Below are 18,922 nucleotides of genomic sequence, written 5' to 3'. Positions count from 1 at the left end.
TTGCTGTTAGTCTGGCAGTTGATACAGAACCTGCATAGGAAAATTACGAGGCCCAGCATGACCCCCGACCAGATCGCGAAACTGCCCTATCGTCCCTGTGTCGGGTTGATGCTCATGAATGCAGAGGGCAAGATTTTCGTCGGGCAACGAAATGACCGCCACAAGGACGCCTGGCAGATGCCGCAGGGCGGTGTGGACAAAGGTGAAGACCCGCGCGATGCCGCCCTGCGCGAGTTGTGGGAAGAAACCGGTGTGACCGCAGATCTGGTCGAGGTGGTGGCCGAAACCCCCGGCTGGCTGCCCTATGATCTGCCTCATGACATCGTGCCGAAGATCTGGAAGGGGCGCTACCGCGGGCAGGAACAGAAATGGTTCCTGCTGCGTTTCACCGGGCGAGATGATCAGATCAATATCGAAACTGAACACCCGGAATTCACGCAATGGAAATGGCAGGAGCCCGCACATCTGGTGGACGAGATCGTACCGTTCAAACGCGCGGTCTATGAGCAGGTGGTGGACGCGTTCGCGGACTATCTAAGCTGAAGATCGATCGCCCATAGTTTCTATCGCATCGACCAGTCGCAACAGGTCGGCGGCGTAGAATCCGGCGGCGTTGATGCAATTCGTCTCCAGCATCTTCAAGCCATCTGTCGTGCGGCAGATGTCGATCACGAATGCAGGGGAGTAATCGGGATTCAGGTCCACCAGCCGCTGCGCAAAAGCCAGTGCATCCTCATCAATCCCGGGCCGATAAACGACACGGGTGCCTTCTTTGTATAGGGAATAGGTGACGACTTTCCCGTCCACGACCCAAAGTCGCCACTCTTTGAGGATACGGATTGGCTGGCTGAGCATCAGCAAAGTGTCATGGCGCAATGATCCTTTGGGGATCTCATCTTCACCCAGTCCTAGAACGTTTTGGGCAAGGGCAATGATCTCTTGGGTCGTCTTGACGGTTCCCGGCACCTCTTTGCTGTCATCGACGGGGCGCAGAAACCAGCTGCGCCCGTCATTGGGCAGGTTGGTGGGGATGTCTTTCAGGTGCAGGAACAAAGAGTCAGGACCATTCAGCAAATAAGGATGCCATTCGGTCTCATTTACGAAAGGGCGTAGTTTGAAGACACCGGGCTTCAGGCCACGGTTCGCCGCATACCGCCAAAGCGTATAGGAGCCGAACAAAACGACGTTGTCCGGATTGGTGACAACCGGTTCCGGGGTCAGATCGCCAATGAACGGGACAACCTTGTGCCACGAGTAGGAAATGCCGAGCCGGTCCAACGCGTCAGCCAGCTTTTGTGTGTCTTCGAATTCTTGAAGTAGCCACTGCATCCGTTTCACCCGCTTTATAACGTGCTGGCAGAGTGACGTTTGACTGAAAAATTTCAATACTGCCCCCTTCACTCACCCTGCGACAACTTGCCGTGAGGGGGCGTAGTTCACACGTCGGCCCGTCTCTAGCTTGGTGCGCATGAGAGACACCGTTCACAGCCCCCCCGCCATCGTCCCCGCCGGGCGCAAATTCTCCGGTTCCGACCGCCGCGCGCCTCTGCGCGAGGGATTGCAAAGCTGTGGGGAATTTCACGCCGGACAGACGGCAGGGCGGTTCTACCCCATCGCCTGCGTCGCGCTGGAGGTCACGCAACGATGTAATCTGGATTGCACGCTGTGCTATCTCTCGGACCGGGCCGAGATGACCTATGACCCGCCTCTGTCTGTTCTGTTCGCGCGGTTGAAGACGATCCACAGCCACTATGGTACCGGGGTGTCGGTTCAGTTGACCGGGGGCGACCCGACCCTGCGCAAGGTCGAAGACCTTGAGGCGCTGTGCCGCGAAATCAAGCGCTTGGGGATGCGGTCGTGCCTGATGACCAATGGTATCCGCGCCAGCCGGGCGTTCCTGACGCGGCTGGCCGCAGCCGGTCTGGATGATGTGGCCTTTCACGTGGACATGACGCAAGAGCGCAAGGGCTTCACCTCCGAGGTCGAGCTGAACACCGTCCGCCGTGCTTATATCCGACGCGCGCGCGGGTTGGGCCTGCGCATCCTGTTCAACACCACCGTGTTCGAGGGGAACTTCGATGACCTCCCGGCGTTGGCGCGGTTTCTGCGCGACCGGCCCGAGGTTGCTTTTGTGTCGTTTCAGATGCAGGCCGATACCGGACGCGGCGTTTTGCGCGAACGCCCCGAGATGATCACGCAGGACAGCGTCGCACGCGCAATTGAAGCGGGATACGAGGCCCCGCTGCATTTCGGTACAGCGGCTGTAGGGCATTCCAAGTGCAACAGTTATGCCAGCGTTGTCACAGCGGGCGGAGGGGCTGTTTCGTTGTTGTCAAACCAACCGCTGGTGCATCAGGTGATGACGGCTCTGGAAGAGGTCGACGATAATCAGGATGCCCATATCCGCATCTGGCCCAAGGTCAGGCGGATGATCCGGCGGCATCCGTTGCTGGCCTTGCGCGCATTGGGGCAACTTGGGCTGAGCGTCGCTCGTCTGGGTACTGGTCTGCTGCGTGGCCCGGTAGGGCGACAGGCGGTGTTCATACACAATTTCATGGCGGCGGATCAGTTGGACGAGGATCGCTGCGCCTCGTGCGTGTTTATGGTGGCCACGGCGAATGGGCCGCTGTCCATGTGCGTACACAACGCACAACGCGATATGCACTTGGCCAGTCCTGACCGTCTTGACGGGCCGACTGGCCCAAGCTGGTGGAACGCCGCCGTTCCGCGCCTGTCTGGTGGCCCGGATTTGCCTGAACTCAGTGATCCAAGCCTCGCTCCGATGAAACGGCTTAAAGGGCAGATGCGCGCCCTGCGCCAGTCCCGAAAGGATGCCTCATGAGACGTCTGCTGATCCTGTTGTTGCTGCCCTTGCTGGCGGCTTGTGCCAGTGTCGAACGTCTGGCCCTTCCCGCGCCCGAGCCGTTGACGAATAGCGCCCTGACCCGCACCGCCGAACCGCCCGGAGAGCGTGTGGATCACAGCGACTGGACCGCCTTTCTGAACCGCTATGTCGCGCCCGATGCGCAGGGGGTGAATCGCGTGGCTTACGGGCAGGTCTCGGCCGACGACCGGGCGCGTCTCGACGGGTATCTCGACGATTTGCAAGCCGTGGACCCTGCGGCGCTGACCCGAGATCAGCAATTGGCCTATTGGATTAACATGTATAACGCGGTGACGGTGGATGTGATCCTTGAGAACTACCCCGTCGCCTCGATCCGCGACATCAAGGACGGGCCGCTGTCGATCGGGCCGTGGAACCGGCCCATAGTGACGGTCGCTGGGCAGAGCTTAACCCTGAACGAGATCGAACACCGCATCATTCGCCCTGAATTCAACGAGCCGCGCATTCATTATGCCCTGAACTGTGCCGCTGTGGGCTGCCCCAACCTCATGGACCGCGCCTGGCAGGCCGACACGCTTGAGCGTGACTTTGCCGCCGCCGAACACGCCTATATCAACGACCCGCGCGGGGTGCGGTTTAATGACAATGGCGGGCTGATCCTGTCCAAGATCTTCATATGGTTCCGAGAGGATTTCGGACCGAACGAACAGGCGGTTCTAACCTATGTCCGAACGGTCGCCGACCCCGATTTGGAAGCGCGGCTGCAAGATGTGTCCCGTGTCAGTGCCTATAAGTATGACTGGGCCCTGAACGACGCGGCAGCGGGGTCGTAAAAAAGCTGCGCCAAGGTCATCTGGACGCCCTCGGCGCAACTCAGCGACTTACAGCAGCCCTTCGGCGCGCAGCAATTCCTGCATGTTCGCCTCGGGGCGGGGGCCGATATGGCTGATCACTTCGCGGGCGCAGACATTGCCGATTTTGGCGCAGGTCTCGTAGTCACGCCCCGTGGCCATGCCAAACAAGAACCCAGCGGCGAACTGATCGCCCGCGCCGGTCGCATCCACAGGCACCACTGTTTCGACCGGAATGTCGATGCGCTGACCGTCATGCAGAACCGTCACACCGTCACCTGAACGGGTACACACGACCAGAGGGCAAATCGCGGCGGTCTTGGTCAGGGCCTCATCCAGATCGTCGGTTTCGAACAGGGATTTGATCTCGGCCTCATTGCCGATCACGAAATCCAGCTCGTTCTCGATAAGCAGCAGGAAATCGACCCGGTGCCGTTCCACGCAGAACGGGTCGGAAATGGCGATCCCGGCCTTGCCGCCGCCCTTGTGACAGGTGCGCGCGGCCTCAAGAAACGCGGCCTTGCCCTTTTCCTTGTCGAACAGATAGCCCTCAAGGAACATGATCTGGCTGTTGCCCGACACGTCCTCGGATACGTCGGCAGACGACAATTCCGAGGAAATCCCCAGATAGGTGTTCATCGACCGCTCGCCATCTGGCGAGACAAAGATCATCGAGCGTGAGGTCGGCAATTCTCCACCCGCGACAGGCGGGTTGACGAAATCGACGCCATCCTCATTCATCGCATCGGCATAGAAGCGCCCCAGCGCGTCATCATGGACCCGGCCAATGAATGCCGCATCCAGCCCCAGCGCACCTGCACCCGCGATCGTGTTGGCGACCGAGCCGCCCGGCGTCTGCACCCGACCTTCCATCGAGGCATAGAGCACCTCACCGCGTTCCTGCTCGATCAGTTGCATGATGCCTTTTTCGATGCCCATCAGCTCCAGAAAGCTGTCATCGGCCTGAGAGATCACGTCCACAACGGCGTTGCCGATACCGGTGAGTTGATACGTTTTCATAGGGTCTTGTCCTCGAATTGGCAGAGATCGCGGATGATACAGGTTCCGCATTGGGGTTTGCGCGCCTTGCAGTGATAGCGACCATGCAGGATCAGCCAGTGATGCGCGTGCAGTTGGAAATCGGCGGGAATATTGTCTTCGATGGCGCGCTCGACCGCGTCCACGGTCTTGCCGGGGCAGATACCTGTACGGTTCCCGACGCGAAAGATATGGGTGTCGACCGCCTGCGCCGGTTGCCGCCACCACATATTTAACACCACATTGGCTGTCTTGCGCCCGACACCGGGCAGCGATTGCAGCGCGGCGCGGGAATTGGGCACTTCGCCACCATACTCATCGACCAGAATGCGGCTGAGTTTGATGACGTTCTTGGCCTTCTGGCGGAACAGACCAATGGTTTTGATATGTTCGATCAAACCTTCTTCGCCCAGATCCAGCATCTTTTGCGGGGTGTCGGCGATTTTGAACAGCTCACGCGTGGCTTTGTTAACGCCCGCATCGGTGGCCTGCGCCGATAGCGCCACGGCCACGACCAACGTATAGACGTTCACATGATCCAGCTCGCCCTTGGGTTCGGGGTCGGCGTCCTGAAAACGCGTAAAGATCTCGCGGATCGTGTGGTAATCGAGTTGCTTTGCCATCCGGGCCTTAATGCCGCCCAAGGGCCTGTGACACAAGCCCAAAGCCAATGCGCAGGTTTCGGGTCGCGGTGGCCGGGCGCGCGGGCTATGGTCCGGGGCAGCAGAAGAGGTGAGATATGAACGTCCAGACCCCCGAAAGCGGATACCATTACAACGTCATGCGCCGCGCGATCGAGCTGATTGATCAGGGCGGCGAATCCCTGTCGCTGGACGAACTGGCCCGCCAGATGGACATGAGTCCCGCGCATTTTCAGCGCCTGTTCTCGCGCTGGACCGGGGTATCGCCGAAACGCTATCAGCAATATCTGACGCTGGGCCACGCCAAGGCGCTGCTGCGCGAGCGGTTCACCACGCTGGAGACGGCGCATAATGTGGGGCTTTCCGGATCCGGTCGCCTGCATGATCTGTTCCTGAAATGGGAATCCATGAGCCCCGGTGAATACGCCCGCAAAGGCGATGGCCTGACGATATACTGGGGCTGGTTCGACTGCCCCTTTGGCCCGACATTGGTGATGGGCACCGACAAGGGCATCTGCGGCATGGCCTTTGGCGCGGAAACCGGCGAAGCGGCGGCGATGGAGGATATGACCGCGCGCTGGCCCAAAGCCCGCTATGTCGAGAATACCGAAAAACTGCGCCCATGGGTCGAGGCGTCGTTTGGTGCCGATCGGTCCGAGACCCCGCTGCACCTGATCGGCTCGCCCCTGCAGATCAAAGTGTGGGAAGCGCTGATGCACATCCCTTCGGGGCAGGTGACGACCTATTCCGAGATCGCGCAACGGGTGGGGTCACCGCAGGCGGTGCGGGCCGTGGGTACGGCGGTCGGGCGCAACCCGGTCAGCTGGCTGATCCCGTGTCACCGGGCGTTGCGCAAATCGGGCGGCTTGGGTGGCTATCACTGGGGCCTGCCCGTCAAACGCGCGATGCTGGCCTATGAGGCCGCTCAGGCGGATGCCTGAGATATAGAGCGAGGCACCGTTAGGTGCCTCACCACTGGATCACTAGGGATGTTTACTCGGCCGCCCAGCCGCCAACGGCTTTGACCTCAAGGAAATCCTCCAGCCCCCAGATGCCGCCTTCACGCCCGTTGCCTGATTGCTTCATCCCACCAAACGGAGACCCAGCGCTGCGCGACTGGCCGTTCATCTCAACCATGCCGGATCGCAGCGCGCGGGCCATGCGGTTGGCGCGGTCACCGTCCTGTGTCTGGACATAGTTGGTCAGGCCATAAGGCGTGTCATTGGCAATCTCGACAGCTTCTTCTTCGGTGTCGAAGGGGATCATGGTCAGGACCGGGCCAAAGATTTCCTCGCGCGCGATGGTCATCTGGTTGGTGGCGTCGGCAAAGACGGTGGGGCGCACGTAGTAGCCCTTGTTCAGACCCTCGGGCCGCCCGGTGCCACCGGCGACCAAACGCGCACCTTCGTCGATGCCCTTCTGGATCAGGTCTTGTATCTTAGTCCACTGCAGTTCGTTCACCACGGGGCCGATATGGCGACCTTCTTCCAGCGCGGGGCCGACAGCGACTTTGCCGGCCACCTCGGCTGCGGTTTCAACGGCTTGGTCATAGATCGGGCGCTGCACCAACATACGGCTTGGCGCATTACAGCTTTGGCCGGTGTTGTTCATCATGTGCAATACGCCACGTTTGACCGCTTTTTCATCGGCGTCCGCAAAGACAACGTTTGCGCCTTTGCCGCCCAGTTCCAGATGTACTTTCTTCAGTGTATCTGCCGCATTCTTGGAAATCGCAGTTCCCGCGCGGGTCGAACCTGTAAAGCTGATCATATCCACGTCCGGGTGCGCCGACAGCTGAGACCCCACACCCACACCATCGCCGTTCACCAAATTGAACACGCCTGCAGGAAAGCCTGCCGCGTCCATCATCTCGGCGAAGATCATCGCGTTCAGGGGGCTTTGCTCGGACGGTTTCAGCACCATCGTACAGCCTGCAATCGCCGCCGCGCCAACTTTCAGGGTAATCTGGTTCATCGGCCAGTTCCATGGCGTGATCAATGCGGCAACACCCACCGCCTCGTAGATGATCCGGTCATTGGGCGCATGATCGCCCAGCGGGCGTTCAAATTGGAATGCTTTTGCGGCGCGAATAAAGTTCTTAAGATGGTAAACCCCTGCGCCTGATTGCTGCGTACGGGCCATGTCGATTGGCGCGCCCATTTCCATAGACATCGCCTGCGCGAGGTCTTCAGCACGTGATGCGTAGATCTCGACCAGTTTCTCGACCAGAGCGATGCGGTCTTCTACCGGGGTTGCCATCCAGCCCGGCAGGGCCGCCTTTGCCGCCGCTACAGCAGCGTCCGTATCCGGTTGTGATCCAAGGGAAATGACCGCACAGGGCTCTTCGGTCGAGGGGTTGATGACTTCGAAATCACTGGTCGCCGCAGGAGATACCCATTCGCCATTGATGTAGAAGTTACGCTTTTCGATCATGCTGCAACCCTTTTGCAATTGGCCCGACCGGTTGGTCGGTTTTTCGCCGCAACCTTGTCACCATGGTAGACGCCGGGCAAGTGACAATTCCGTTCGGGCTTCAAATCGAAATGCGTGAATTTAAACTCGATCCGGAAACAGCAGTTTAACTTATGGGCAAATTGATTAAGTTCTCATCAGGCTTACCAGTATCAGAAGGAGAGGCCCCATGGGTTTGCGTATCAATGACACCGTCCCGAATTTCACTGCAGAAACGGATCAGGGCACCATTCAGTTTCATGACTGGATTGGCGATAGCTGGGCGATTCTGTTCTCGCACCCCAAGGATTTTACCCCTGTCTGCACCACCGAGTTTTCCGCCGTTGCGCAGTTGAATGACGAATGGGCGGCGCGAAACACCAAGGTTCTCGGCGTCTCGGTCGATGGCGTAGAAGACCACAAGAAATGGAAAAAGGACATCGAGGCTTACGGTAACGCCAATCCCGGTTTCCCGATCATCGCCGATGACGGCCTTGCGGTTTCAAAAGCCTTCGACATGCTGCCCGCCGAAGCGTATCTGCCCGACGGTCGTACCCCTGCAGACAGCGCCACGGTGCGCTCTGTCTTTATCATTGGCCCCGACAAGCAATTGAAGCTGTCGATGACCTATCCGATGACAGTGGGCCGAAACTTTGCGGAAATCCTGCGCGCGCTGGACGGTCTGCAAATGAGCAGCAAGGGCGTTGCAACCCCGGCCAACTGGGTACCGGGCGAAGATGTGATTATCCCGCCTGCAGTTTCCAACGAAGAAGCCAAAGAGAAATTCGGCGAGTTCGAAACGATCTTCCCCTATCTGCGCAAAACCAAAGCGCCAAGCTAATACAAAGCGCCAAGCGAATACACAGAGCGGGGCGTAACGCCCCGCTTTTTTAAACTGCGCGTGTCAGGCGCTAACCCGCTGAGGGTGTTGCATCAGTTTTGCCCTGTAAGCCGCGCGTTTGAACTCGCGTGTCAGCTTATCGCTGACCGGGGGTCGGAACTGAATAGTCGAGCCGCCAATCTCACCGGCGATTTCCTGATTGCCGCTGCCTTGTAACGAATGGATCGGCTGCCCTGTCAGCCAATGCATCTGTAGAAAGGTATCAACCGGGCGGTCGATTTGATGTGTCACCGCAAGCAAACGTTCCGCAGCCCGACGCCCGACCAGTTGGCAGACGCATTGCAAGCCAATGACTTTGGGCAAAATAAGCCTTAGATCGTTTCGTCTTGCCAGCACCTGCGTCGCAGTTTCCCGTTGTTTGACGGGGATACGTATATAATGGTCCGGAGTCGCAATCGGTTTGACCAGCTCTAGCGCCTGTTGCATGCGTTTTGGGTCGATGCGCAGGTCGTCCTCGGTCGTGATCGCCATGTCTATTTTTTCGTCCACCATCTTCTGCCAAATCCGTCGATGGCTTTGAAACACTCCGATTTCAGCAGGGCGCAGGCGAAACGGGTATTCGGGGCGGAACAGGTTGCCGGGGAACAGCTGGACATCGCTGATTTGTTGCGGATCGCGACCATCCACAGCCTCGATCAATTCAGCATTTGGAAGATCTTCACACAGCTTCTTGGCGTTGGCCTGCCGGGCGGTGCTGGAGGACATATGAATGACAAATGAACGCATGCTCCCGTGCATAGAGCACAGGAACATGCGGGGGAAGAGAAACCGGAGAGAAACTCTTCCCCTATGCTATCAAAACTGCTGACGGACGCCGAAATTTACGCTGAACGCATCGATATCGTCTTCGACTGTTCCGGTCAGGGCACCGTTTGGCGCGAAACGGTCGGACGAGACGTCGAAGGCGCGCGAATAGCGGGTATCCAGCGTCAGCGCAGTGTTCGCACTGACGTCATAAGATACACCTGCGATGATTTGGGCTGCAAAGGTCGTGTCGCTGTCGTCCAGCTCAACACCCGGACCATAGGCGAAATCCAGGTCGGTATAGGTCGCACCCAGGCCCAGGCCAACGTACGGGGTGAAGGCCCCGGCCTGCTTGAAGTCGACCAGAACGTTCGCAAACAAAGAAGTCTGGGTCACATCGCCCGAAACATTGCCTTCGGCGGCCGGGCCGTTGCCAGAGAAGTTCACGCCATCCACATCGTTGTCACGATAAGACAGTTCCAGTTCGATCCGGGTGCCGATGGTGTCGTTGCTCCATTGCGGGATCTCTTTGCCGACGGCCACACCCAGGCCGAAACCACCGTCGAAATCGGTGTCGACATTTTCTGGGCCGCCATTGACGGTGCCGCTGAAGTCGCTGTCCTGCAGTTGGCTGTAACCAGCGAAGCCCTGAATATACAGGCCGTCTGCCAGACTCTGTGCCGACAATGCCGATGCGCTGATCGTCAGTGCCGCCGAGGCGAGAAGAATACGCTTAACCATGTCCATGTCCTTTGTTCCAAATGGTTATGAGCGCACATGTGGGCGAACGCTTCGGCAATAGGAAGGCATGGAGGCTTCACTTCGATTCACAGGTATTTGGGGCTGTGTGAGCGAATAATCGCAACCCGTGTTGTCATACGTTTTGCGGGGCTGATAATTCCACCGGTTGCATTGCTGCTTTCTGAATTGCGCGTACAGGTTGAACGGGCCGCAGTCGGTCATAAACGATGTGAAATACATAGGTATAGACGGAGTATGTGATCGTCAGGCCGAGGTTGAAGGCCAGCGCGGTTTTTAACGAATGCCCTCCGACATACATCATCAACGGGCACGTGATGATCACCGCTGTTACCTCGTGCAGCACGGCGTGAATAATGCGCATCCGATGCGGCCGGGCGCAGGCCAAACGGCAGGTTTGGTTCCTTTCCAGCAGGTCGAACAAGGTGTTGAAGACCGGAGACCATATCAGAATGACGATGGACAGCAGCGTGATCAACGCAAATCCATGCGCCATAGAAGATCCCGCGATATAAGCGTAAACCGGTGAGACAAAGGCAATGCCTATAAGCTCAAAACTGCCGGTTTGAATGACGCGCTCTTTGAACGTCCTCAGTGTCATGACCCATCCCTTCACACACGTGATGACCTTGCTAATTCGGTCTTTTGTCCGAACCTGTCTTGTAGGTCGGCAGGAAATTGTTTCCCTAGGGTAAACTGTCATGCTGAGAGCTCTTTGACTGTGAACTTGGACACAGATCTTTGAGGCGTTCCAGATGATTAGCACCTTGGTTCGGAGTTCTGGGGCAAATGTGCTAGGATACCGGCGTCGGGGCAGATGAAGACAGGTATCGGGCTTTCATTTCAGGAGGGTCACGATGGCATTTACAGATTGGTACGTTGAGGGCGCGGCATTCGGAAACTGCAATTGCGGTTACGCCTGTCCCTGCCAGTTCGAAGAACTACCCACCCATGGGAATTGCCGAGGGTTCGAAGTGCTCGAGGTGTCCAAAGGGCATTTCGGCGAGATCGACCTGACGGGCACCAAGGCGGCACTGATCTATGCCTGGCCCGGCCCGATTTTCGAGGGAGGCGGGGAAATGCAGGTGATCATCGATCCGAGTGCGACAGATGCACAGCGGAATGCTCTGGAAAAGGTGTTCCACGGGGAAGAAACCGACGAAATGGCCACCCATTGGTTCGTGTTCCGTGCTATGTGCAAAACCGTGCATGATACCCTGTATCTGCCGATAGACTTTGATATCGACATCGAAGGGCGCAAGGCCAATGTCACAGTAGGCGACGTGTTGCGATCAACCGGGCGCCCGATTCAGGCCCCGCATGGTGGCGGAGAGCACCGGGTGCGCATTGATATTCCCGGTGGGATCGAATTCACCATCGCCGAGATCGGCAGCGCCTCGACCACGGCGAATGCTGCGATCACGCTGGACCTGAAAGATAGCTTTGGCCAGTGGCATGTGCTGAAACACGGGCCGTCCGGGGTCGCCCACTAGGACATTCCGACCGTTTCCGCCCCCTGTTTCACTGAGCCGTTAACGCGCTGCTTCAATGCGGTAAAAGCGTTTCGCCGTGTTGTGAAAGACATCGGTATGACTGGCGACCGGGACGATGGCCTCATGCCGGGATACGGTCTCGTGATATGTCGCGCTTAGGCTGTCGACCGGGAAATTCGACCCGAACATGCAGCGGTCAGATCCGAATTGGGACAGGCAGGTCTTTATGATGGGCGAAACGCTGTTGGCGCTCCAGCTGTGATCAAACATCCCCAAACCGGACAGCTTGCAATAAACCTGCGGCAAACAGGACAACGACGTCATGGCATCGGACCACTGGCGCAAGCCTTCATCCGTTCGATCATGCGGTGATCCGGCATGGCACAAGGCCACCTGCGTCTCGGGGGATTGGGCAAGAACTGCAGCGGTCTGTTGCATCAATTCGGGCAGAAGTTGCAGGTCAAAGGACAGGCCACGCGCCCCCAATTGTTGAAGGCCGGATAGGAATTTGGGGTCCTCAAGCAGCGCATTGGTGCCGGTGACTGCGTCCTCGCCGGGCGCGCGGCCTATGATCTGCCGAACACCACGCAGGGACGGCAAGGTTTGAAGACGATCGAGTTGTTCACTCAGATCATCAGCCGTCAGATCGCAGAAGGCCACCTGTACCAGAGGCCAGTCCGGAAACTGGTCGGCCACGGTTTGAACCCAACGCGCTTCGGCCCACGGGTCTGCTGCTCCTACCTGGATATGTACCGACGCGCCAAAGCCCTGTGCTTCGGCATCCGCGCGGAATTCTGGCAGCAGATAATCCCGTTGGATGGACGCGGGGTCACCGAAAAATCGAACAACGCCTTTTTCGGCCAGCCACGGATATGTCACAGCAGACAGGTCCCAAAGGTGGTGATGTGCATCTATCTTCATGGCGTTTCTATCCCTGTGCTGCGTTCCAGAATGTCGACGCCTTGCCCTTTCCAGAAATGCAGCAGGTCAATGAAAATCCAGTTCTCAGCCAACTTGTCACCATCACGGCGATAAATATCGATCACCCGAAATTCGCTGGTCTGGCCGGTGGCCGGCATCCCCATGAAACCGCCGGTTGGAATGGCCGTAAAGTTGGGCCAGCCAAAAAAGCCGCCGTAATGTCCCTCGGCCAGCCGGCAAATATGATTGGTCTTGGAGCGATTCGTGAAAGCGGCGCGGAACGGGCCGGAGTGCTGCTTGGCATAGCGTTCGATCGTATAGGTCGCACCGATACCTTCGGGGCCCCACCAGAGCATATCGTCGTGCCAGCTTTGGGCCAGTTCATCCTCAAGCGGCAGCCCGCTGTTCCATTGGCCCAGATCTGCAATCATCGCATTGATCACGGCCAGAGTTTTCCGCCCCTCTTCGATGGGCTGTTCAGTCATCAGCAGCCCGTCATGCGTTCTTGGACCTGGCTGCACCACATGCATGGCGGTCTGCGGTGGGAAGGGGTTCTGCCCGGCCTGCACCATCAGATGCGGAATGTCGAAATACATAGCTGTTTCGACAATCTGCCCCTCGGCGATCCGATAAAAGGCACAATATCGCAGGAAAGTCAGCTTGCCTGTCGGGCGGATGCCCAACCACGGGTGGTCAAACAACCCCATAAGATGCCCCATTGAGACGACCCAGATATCGGCCTCGTCCCGCAATGAGTTCTGTCCGGCAAACAGAATGTCCTCGCGTATTTGAAGATGGGCTAAACTGTGTTTGAGCGGCTGCCAGAATCGGTCCCCTACTTGCGCGGGACCGCTAAGCTGATTGAATGGATGAAAGCCACGCCACAGCAGATCTGGTGCGCAAAATTGGCCCAGAACCTGCGCAATTTGATCCTCACCTGCGCCTTCCAACTCCTTGTGAAAGGCAATGATTAATTTTTTTGCTGTCTGGAAGTGTTCGGAATTTACCATGTTTCTCAGCGTTTTATCAGGTTCATCCGCCAGGGATGAGTCGGGTTTCAGCTTCATTTTTGCATACGTATGCAAAAAAGTCTTGCCCGATTTGATACATGCGAATTACAGTTTTGCAAACGTATGCAAAGCGAATCCTTGTTGGGGGCACCATGGCGGAAATCAAATTGCGCAACGTCGGCAAACGCTGGGGTACCTTCGTGGGGGTCCACAATTTTGACCTGACGATCGCAGATCGCGAGTTTCTGGTGCTGTTAGGCCCGTCGGGCTGCGGCAAGACCACCACGATGCGCATGATCGCCGGGCTTGAGGATGTGACCGAGGGCGAGATTCTGATCGACGGCAAGGTCGTCAACGATCTGGAGCCCAAGGACCGTGATGTTGCGATGGTGTTCCAAAGCTATGCGCTTTATCCCAACATGAACGTCTATGAAAACATCCGCTTTCCGCTGAAGGTGCGCGGCATCGATCCCGATACGCATGATGACAAGGTACGCCGCGCCAGCGCGATGGTCGAACTGGACGATTTCCTGCATCGCAAACCCGCCGAATTGTCCGGCGGTCAGCGGCAGCGTGTGGCGCTGGCCCGCGCCATTGTGCGCGAGCCCAACGTGTTTCTGATGGACGAGCCGCTGTCGAACCTCGATGCCAAGCTGCGGGTTTCGACCCGAGCGCAGATCAAGAACCTCAGCCACGAACTGGCGGTGACGACGATCTATGTGACCCATGACCAGATCGAAGCGATGACACTGGCCGACCGCGTTGTGGTGATGAAACAGGGCGTGGTGCAGCAGGTCGGCAGCCCGACCGAGATTTACGACCGTCCGGCCAATACCTTTGTGGCCAGCTTTATCGGCTCACCGGCCATGAACCTGATGGACGGCGAGGTCGCGGGCGGGGTGTTCCGCGCGGAACATGTGGAGATACCGGTGGACGCGCCGGACGGCCCTATGACGCTGGGCTTCCGGGCCGAGGATGCCAGCCTTTCCGAAGGCTCGGGTCAGATTACCGCGCCGATCTACACGCTCGAATTGCTGGGCGACGCGACCATGATTTCGGTCCGGGTTGGCGGGGCTTTGGTGTCGGTCAAGGCCGATAAATCTTTCCGCGCCGAGATTGGGGACAACGTCTCATTCTCAGTGCCAACGGAAATCTGTCACCTCTTCGAAGCTGGAAGCGGTGCGCGGATCGGGGGCTAACCCCAAAAACAGCCCATACGGGCATAACAGCGGTCCGGACGTCGACGACGGACCCATCCTGACAGGGAGAAACGCATGAAACTCAAGACGATCCTAATGGCAGGCGCCATGGCCATCGCGGCAAGCGGTGCATCTGCGGCCTGTTCTTACGAAAACGAAGTACCGTTAAAATCGCTGACGGCAGGGTTTGAGGCCTGGAAAGCCGTCACCGATGCGATGGCCGAATGCGGCAATTTCAGCGCGTCGTTGGATCAGGAATTTCGCGAGAAGCAGCCCGAAGCTTTTGCGGCCAACCCGTCGCTGTATCAGATCGGCGGCGTGGCGAATGAAACCATGATCCCGCTGCTGAACGCGGGTTCCATCCGTCCGCTGGATGATCTGGTTGCAAAATACGGTCAGGACTTGCTGCCCAACCAGTTGATCAAGGTGGATGGCAAGGTGATGGCGATCGCCATGATGGTGAACGCGCAGCACCTTATGTACCGCAATGACGTTCTGGCCGATCTGGGCATCGAAGAGCCCGCCACCTATGACGACGTTCTCGCCGCCGCTGCCAAGATCAAAGAGGCCGGCGTGATGGAATACCCCATCGGTGGCACGTTCAAGACAGGTTGGAACCTCGCCCAGGAATTCGTCAACATGTATATGGGCGAAGGCGGCACGTTCATCGGCGAAGGCAACATGCCCTCGATCAACAATGAAAAGGGTGTCAAAGCGCTTGAGACGATGAAGGCCATGACCGAGTTCATGGATCCCGAATACCTCGTGTCCGATTCCACCTATGTTCAGCAGCAGTTCCAACAGGGCAAGATCGCCATGGCGAACCTGTGGGCCAGCCGTGCCGCTGCGATGAATGACGAGGCCGAGAGCCAAGTGGTGGGCAAGGTCACTATGGCGTCGGCCCCAATGGGGTCCGAGCGTCCCTCGACCACGATTTGGTGGGACGGCATCGTTCTGGCTTCGAACATGAGCGATGAGGAGGCCGATGCGGCCTTCCGTCTGGTCATGGAAGGCATCGACGGTGACATGGTCAGCGCCAACAATGACACCGCCGTGTGGCTGAATCCGGCCTACAAGCCCGGTGATCTGGCCGCAGGGGCCGCAGCCTCGGCGCAAAACGGTGCGGGGGCCTACCCGGCCAGCGCCGCAATGGGTGTTCTGCACAGCGCATTGGGCAATGGTCTGGCCGATTACCTGACCGGTGCCAAGGATGCGCAGACCGCGCTTGCCGATATCGAGGCGGATTACATCACCGCAGCGAAAGAGGCTGGTCTGATCAGCAACTGATCCTCCCCGGGGAGGGCCCTGTGCCCTCCCTAAATCCCAACTCGAGAACCATGAGAAAGGCAGAGCCATGAATTTCCGGACATTTGCCGCCTTTGTTGGCCCCTCTGTCTTTATGATGCTTCTCTTTATCGCTTTCCCGTTGGTCAGCGTGTTCAAGCAGAGCTTTTACATTACCCAACCGGTCTATGAGACGGTCGAGGTCGAAACCTGCACCCCCGGTTTCCTGACCCAGACCTGCGTGACCGAGCAGAAATCGCAGCCCAAGCTTGACGAGCATGGCGAGGTGATCATCCAGACCGAATATGTCGGCCTGCAAAGCTATCGCAATGTGCTGGAGCCGGAACGCGCGTGGCGCGCGATCACCGAGGGCAACTGGTCGGTCCTGTCCACCATCAACTTCTGGAAGGCGCTGCGGTTCACGCTGACGTTCACGCTGATCACGCTGCCGCTGGTCATCGGGTTCGGGCTGGGCATTGCGGTTCTGATCAACGGGGCGGCGCGGTCGATCCGCGGGCCGGTGATCTTTATCTCGCTCTTGCCGTTCATCATCACGCCGGTGATCGGGGCGCTGTCGATCAACTGGCTGTTCCGTGGGGACGGCATCCTGACGGCGCTGCTGGAATGGTGGCTGAATCGCGACATAGCTCTGTTTGCGCAGGCGTGGTCGATAGAAATCCTGATGATGTTCTACCGCGTCTGGCACGTGGCCCCGTTTGCGGCCGTGGTGTTCTATGCCGGGCTGCAGACCGTCAATCAGGACAGTCTGGAAAGCGCCGTGATCGACGGGGCAACCCGCTGGCAGCGCATGAAGTACATCGTCATTCCGCATCTGATGCCGCTGATTATCTTCGTGTCGATGATCCACCTGATGGACGCCTACCGCGTGTTCGAAGAGATCGTCGGTTTCTCAAGCCAAGCCTACGTCATCTCGCTGCAATGGCTGACCTTCGACTTCCTCGTGCCGGATCAGGCGGGCAACCGGTCGATCAGCCGGGCCTCGGCCAGCGCGATGCTGACCATGATCGGGATCGTCATCCTTCTGATCCTGCCGCTGCGCCGCACCTGGCGCGACCATAAAGGAGGCCACTGATATGTCCTCGCGCGCGCTTCGCCAACCTCTCAGCCTGCGGCTGACCTCGAACATTTTCCTGGCCTTCTGGTGCCTTGTCGCCGCTTTCCCGATCGTCTGGATCGCGATCATGAGCGTCAAATCCCCCGTTGACGCCTATGACAGCAATGCGCTGAACGTGATCTTTGGCCCCGCGACACTGGCCACCGGAAACGGGCTGTCGGTTCTGGATATCATCCTTGGCATCGCGGTGATCTGGGGCGCGGCCATGGTCGTGACCAAAGTGCTGCCCGCCAAGGTCAAGGAATACACCGCGCCGGGTCAGGCGTGGTTCGGCTGGGTGGTCGGCGTTCTGGCCACGCTGATTGCCTTTTTGCTGGTGTTCTTTGTGGTCCTGCCGGCGGTTCTGAATGTGCTGAACCCGCTGTTCGGCCCCTTGGGTCGCGACGTGCTGGGCGTGACAACCGAACATTACAAGACCGTTTGGGTCGATCGGGGCTTTTCCAACAACTTCAAGAACTCGCTGATCGTGACCGCCGGGGTGGTGACCGTCTCGCTGACCGTTGGCACGCTAGCGGGTTATGGGCTGGCGCGGTCGGGATCAACGCTGGCCTTCTGGATCCTGCTGATCGCGCTGATCTTCCGCGCGCTGCCGCATTCCGTTCTGGTGGCGGGCTATCTGCCGGTCTTCATCAACTCGGCCGAATGGCTGGCGCCCATTCTGGGTGAGAACGCGCCGACGCTTTATGGCAAGCCTTTCGCGGTGATTGCGGTTCTGGTGGCGATCAATCAGCCCTTCACCATCTGGATGCTGCGCTCGTTCTTTCAGAACATCCCCGCCGAACTGGACGAGGCCGCGCGGGTTGACGGCTGCAACCACTTTCAGGCCTTCCGCCGGGTGATCATGCCGGTGATGTGGCCGGGGGTGATCACGACCGGTCTGTTCAGCTTCCTTCTGGCCTATAACGACTTTCTGGTGACCTCGCTGCTGCTGGATGCACAGAATCAGACGATGGTCCCTGCCATTGCGGGCATGTTCAACCGCGAAACAACGACGACCGATCAGGTGGTCGCCGTGGCCGCTGCGGTGTCGATCATCGCCCCGCTGTTCTTCCTTGTGATGATCTTCCAACGCCAAATCGTCAGCGGCCTGACCGCCGGCGCAGTAAAAGGATAAAGAAATGAAGGGTTCCCGCCCGGAACAAGCCGTTCTGACCCGTGATACGGACATGTCCAAAACGGATGAAACGCGCCGTGTGATCGAGACGATGGTCGATGGTCTGAACGACCACCGCATCGACGATATCGGCGAGTTCTTTTCCCAAGGCTTCCGCTGGATGGGCAATCAGGGCTGCGGCACCAAAACCGGCCTGAAAGAGTTTCAGGACAACTGGCAGCGCCCGTTTCAGGCGGCGTTTTCCGACAAGACCTGCATTGATGAGGCGCGTCTTTACATGGGCGAATGGGCCGCCGCCTTTGGCCGGCAAGAGGCCACCCATTCCGGCGAATTCCTGGGCATCGCCCCCACCGGCAAGCGGGTTGAAATCCGCTACATGGATTTCTGGAAAGTGGTCGATGGCAAGATCGTCGACAACTGGGTGAATGTGGATTTCGCCCATGTGGCCGCGCAGCTGGGGGTCGATCTGTTCAACGGCGAGGGCTGGGAAGCCTACGACCGGGGTGAGAAAACCGCCCCGCGCCCCGACAAGTAAG

General features: G+C 58.5%; 20 protein-coding genes. 11 read left to right on the top strand and 9 right to left on the bottom strand.

Annotation, left to right across the window (positions count from 1 at the left end):
* Positions 1 to 57 precede the first annotated feature (57 nt).
* Complete coding sequence (locus J7380_RS10575; RefSeq protein ID WP_209195717.1) at positions 58 to 543, top strand: RNA pyrophosphohydrolase; 486 nt, start codon at positions 58 to 60, stop codon at positions 541 to 543.
* Here the strand turns inward: J7380_RS10575 and J7380_RS10570 are convergent.
* A complete protein-coding gene (locus J7380_RS10570; protein ID WP_209195716.1) occupies positions 535 to 1,329 on the bottom strand; it encodes an ATP-grasp domain-containing protein in 795 nt (264 codons plus the stop codon). The two genes, J7380_RS10575 and J7380_RS10570, sit on opposite strands and share 9 nt — an antisense overlap.
* A gap of 139 nt (positions 1,330 to 1,468) precedes the next feature.
* Here J7380_RS10570 and J7380_RS10565 point away from each other — a divergent pair, with 139 nt between their 5' ends.
* Both J7380_RS10565 and J7380_RS10560 read left to right on the top strand, forming a co-directional pair.
* Entirely contained in the window at positions 1,469 to 2,842 is a 1,374-nt protein-coding gene (locus J7380_RS10565) for a radical SAM protein (protein WP_209195715.1), read from the top strand.
* Positions 2,839 to 3,678 carry a DUF547 domain-containing protein gene (locus J7380_RS10560; RefSeq protein ID WP_209195714.1) on the top strand — a complete coding sequence of 280 codons (840 nt, stop codon included), beginning with the start codon at positions 2,839 to 2,841 and terminating at the stop codon, positions 3,676 to 3,678. Before J7380_RS10565 ends, J7380_RS10560 begins: the two co-directional genes overlap by 4 nt.
* Before the next feature lie 48 nt (positions 3,679 to 3,726).
* Here the strand turns inward: J7380_RS10560 and J7380_RS10555 are convergent, their stop codons facing one another.
* On the bottom strand, positions 3,727 to 4,716 hold the full coding sequence (locus J7380_RS10555; RefSeq protein ID WP_209195713.1) for an adenosine kinase: 990 nt from the start codon (positions 4,714 to 4,716) through the stop codon (positions 3,727 to 3,729).
* On the bottom strand, positions 4,713 to 5,357 hold the full coding sequence (nth, locus tag J7380_RS10550; protein WP_209195712.1) for an endonuclease III: 645 nt from the start codon (positions 5,355 to 5,357) through the stop codon (positions 4,713 to 4,715). Before nth ends, J7380_RS10555 begins: the two co-directional genes overlap by 4 nt.
* Positions 5,358 to 5,473: 116 nt before the next feature.
* Between nth and J7380_RS10545 the strand changes: the two genes are divergently transcribed.
* Positions 5,474 to 6,316: a bifunctional helix-turn-helix domain-containing protein/methylated-DNA--[protein]-cysteine S-methyltransferase gene (locus tag J7380_RS10545; RefSeq protein WP_209195711.1), complete on the top strand. Its 843-nt coding sequence runs from the start codon at positions 5,474 to 5,476 to the stop codon at positions 6,314 to 6,316.
* A gap of 52 nt (positions 6,317 to 6,368) precedes the next feature.
* On the opposite strand, the gene J7380_RS10540 is transcribed toward J7380_RS10545, so the two are convergent.
* Positions 6,369 to 7,808: an aldehyde dehydrogenase family protein gene (locus tag J7380_RS10540; protein WP_209195710.1), complete on the bottom strand. Its 1,440-nt coding sequence runs from the start codon at positions 7,806 to 7,808 to the stop codon at positions 6,369 to 6,371.
* 208 nt (positions 7,809 to 8,016) lie between these two features.
* On the opposite strand from J7380_RS10540, the gene J7380_RS10535 reads away from it, so the two are divergent.
* Positions 8,017 to 8,667 carry a peroxiredoxin gene (locus J7380_RS10535; RefSeq protein WP_170355987.1) on the top strand — a complete coding sequence of 217 codons (651 nt, stop codon included), beginning with the start codon at positions 8,017 to 8,019 and terminating at the stop codon, positions 8,665 to 8,667.
* Between the two features lie 63 nt (positions 8,668 to 8,730).
* Here the strand turns inward: J7380_RS10535 and J7380_RS10530 are convergent, their stop codons facing one another.
* From J7380_RS10530 to J7380_RS10520, 3 genes are all read right to left on the bottom strand, one after another.
* Entirely contained in the window at positions 8,731 to 9,453 is a 723-nt protein-coding gene (locus J7380_RS10530) for a glycosyltransferase family 25 protein (RefSeq protein WP_209195709.1), read from the bottom strand.
* Positions 9,454 to 9,522: 69 nt separating this feature from the next.
* On the bottom strand, positions 9,523 to 10,212 hold the full coding sequence (locus J7380_RS10525) for an outer membrane beta-barrel protein (RefSeq protein ID WP_209195708.1): 690 nt from the start codon (positions 10,210 to 10,212) through the stop codon (positions 9,523 to 9,525).
* 133 nt (positions 10,213 to 10,345) lie between these two features.
* Positions 10,346 to 10,831: a PACE efflux transporter gene (locus J7380_RS10520; RefSeq protein ID WP_209195707.1), complete on the bottom strand. Its 486-nt coding sequence runs from the start codon at positions 10,829 to 10,831 to the stop codon at positions 10,346 to 10,348.
* Positions 10,832 to 11,087: 256 nt separating this feature from the next.
* Between J7380_RS10520 and J7380_RS10515 the strand changes: the two genes are divergently transcribed.
* The gene (locus J7380_RS10515; protein WP_209195706.1) at positions 11,088 to 11,723 is read left to right on the top strand and encodes a DUF1326 domain-containing protein; all 636 of its coding nucleotides are present in this window, start codon (positions 11,088 to 11,090) and stop codon (positions 11,721 to 11,723) included.
* A gap of 39 nt (positions 11,724 to 11,762) precedes the next feature.
* On the opposite strand, the gene J7380_RS10510 is transcribed toward J7380_RS10515, so the two are convergent.
* The gene (locus J7380_RS10510) at positions 11,763 to 12,644 is read right to left on the bottom strand and encodes an amidohydrolase family protein (protein WP_209195705.1); all 882 of its coding nucleotides are present in this window, start codon (positions 12,642 to 12,644) and stop codon (positions 11,763 to 11,765) included.
* Complete coding sequence (locus J7380_RS10505) at positions 12,641 to 13,654, bottom strand: ester cyclase (protein WP_209196079.1); 1,014 nt, start codon at positions 13,652 to 13,654, stop codon at positions 12,641 to 12,643. Before J7380_RS10505 ends, J7380_RS10510 begins: the two co-directional genes overlap by 4 nt.
* 152 nt (positions 13,655 to 13,806) lie before the next feature.
* Between J7380_RS10505 and ugpC the strand changes: the two genes are divergently transcribed.
* From ugpC to J7380_RS10480, 5 genes are all read left to right on the top strand, one after another.
* Positions 13,807 to 14,853 carry a sn-glycerol-3-phosphate ABC transporter ATP-binding protein UgpC gene (ugpC, locus tag J7380_RS10500; RefSeq protein WP_209195704.1) on the top strand — a complete coding sequence of 349 codons (1,047 nt, stop codon included), beginning with the start codon at positions 13,807 to 13,809 and terminating at the stop codon, positions 14,851 to 14,853.
* A 75-nt stretch (positions 14,854 to 14,928) separates the two neighbouring features.
* Positions 14,929 to 16,140, top strand: a complete 1,212-nt coding sequence (locus tag J7380_RS10495; RefSeq protein WP_209195703.1) for an extracellular solute-binding protein — start codon at positions 14,929 to 14,931, stop codon at positions 16,138 to 16,140.
* Between the two features lie 67 nt (positions 16,141 to 16,207).
* Complete coding sequence (locus tag J7380_RS10490; RefSeq protein ID WP_209195702.1) at positions 16,208 to 17,230, top strand: sugar ABC transporter permease; 1,023 nt, start codon at positions 16,208 to 16,210, stop codon at positions 17,228 to 17,230.
* Between the two features lies 1 nt (position 17,231).
* Complete coding sequence (locus J7380_RS10485) at positions 17,232 to 18,386, top strand: carbohydrate ABC transporter permease (RefSeq protein WP_209195701.1); 1,155 nt, start codon at positions 17,232 to 17,234, stop codon at positions 18,384 to 18,386.
* Between the two features lie 4 nt (positions 18,387 to 18,390).
* Positions 18,391 to 18,921 carry an ester cyclase gene (locus tag J7380_RS10480; RefSeq protein ID WP_209195700.1) on the top strand — a complete coding sequence of 177 codons (531 nt, stop codon included), beginning with the start codon at positions 18,391 to 18,393 and terminating at the stop codon, positions 18,919 to 18,921.
* The last annotated feature ends 1 nt before the right edge of the window (position 18,922 follow it).

Source organism: Ruegeria sp. R8_1 (assembly GCF_017743815.1).
Taxonomy (GTDB): Bacteria; Pseudomonadota; Alphaproteobacteria; order Rhodobacterales; family Rhodobacteraceae; genus Ruegeria; species Ruegeria lacuscaerulensis_A.
This window is presented reverse-complemented; position numbering and strand designations above follow the sequence as displayed.